The following is a 613-nucleotide window of genomic DNA, read 5'->3' as shown; positions in this document are numbered from 1 at the left end:
TAGTCGGTTCGGTCCTCCAATTAGTGTTACCCAATCTTCAACCTGCACATGGCTAGATCACCGGGTTTCGGGTCTATACCTTGCAACTCCTCGCCCAGTTAAGACTCGGTTTCCCTTCGGCTCCCCTATTCGGTTAACCTCGCTACAAAATATAAGTCGCTGACCCATTATACAAAAGGTACGCAGTCACGCCGTCACCAAATGGCTTCGCCATTTCGTGACTCAGGTACCAGGTTTCAGGTGTCAGGTATCAGTAACATCTTTATCTACTGACACCTATCTCCTGTATCCAGTCGCCTGCGCCAAACCAAATTGCGCAGCAATTTAGTGACGGCGCTCCCACTGCTTGTACGTACACGGTTTCAGGTTCTCTTTCACTCCCCTCACCGGGGTTCTTTTCGCCTTTCCTTCACAGTACTGGTTCACTATCGGTCAATCAGGAGTATTTAGCCTTGGAGGATGGGCCCCCCTTCTTCAAACAGGATTTCTCGTGTCCCGCTTTACTTCTCGTTAGCTTAGTACCACCATCGGATTTTCAAGTACGGGATTATCACCCTCTATGATTCGGCTTCCCAGCCGATTCCTCTAATCCTTCCGCTATCACTAACTGGCT

At 49.4% G+C, this 613-nt stretch carries 1 rRNA gene; it reads right to left on the bottom strand.

The features are described from left to right. Positions 1 to 613 (bottom strand): 23S ribosomal RNA (locus tag BN3349_RS11820); the annotation flags it as partial.

Origin of the sequence: Necropsobacter massiliensis, from assembly GCF_000827595.2 — a bacterium.
GTDB classification, from domain to species: domain Bacteria; phylum Pseudomonadota; class Gammaproteobacteria; order Enterobacterales; family Pasteurellaceae; genus Necropsobacter; species Necropsobacter massiliensis.
The sequence above is the reverse complement of the archived record's forward strand: the minus strand, read 5'-3'. Positions and strand labels throughout refer to the sequence as shown.